General features: G+C 72.3%; 1 protein-coding gene. It reads right to left on the bottom strand.

What is annotated here, in order from left to right:
- Window positions 1-220, bottom strand: a 220-nt coding sequence (locus IH45_RS01000000144895; protein ID WP_032919632.1) for a hypothetical protein, incomplete at both ends; no start/stop codon positions are given.

Raw genomic sequence — 220 nt, 5'->3', positions numbered from 1 at the left:
CAGGCCGTGGCGGGCGCGGTGGCCGGCGCGGTGGCCGGCGCCGTCGCGCAGGGATTCGCCGAGGGTCTCGCCGGTGTTCTTCAGGGCGTCCTTGCCCGCTTCGACGCCCTTCTTGGCGGTGCGGCCGAGGTCGTAGCCGTTCTGGGCGCCGAAGTTCTGGTTGACGGTCTGGGCGATCAGGTCGGAGGCCATGGCCTCCAGCGCGGAGATCACCGGTTCC

Origin of the sequence: Streptomyces rimosus subsp. rimosus (assembly GCF_000720725.1) — a bacterium.
Lineage (GTDB): Bacteria > Actinomycetota > Actinomycetes > Streptomycetales > Streptomycetaceae > Streptomyces > Streptomyces rimosus_A.
This window is presented reverse-complemented; position numbering and strand designations above follow the sequence as displayed.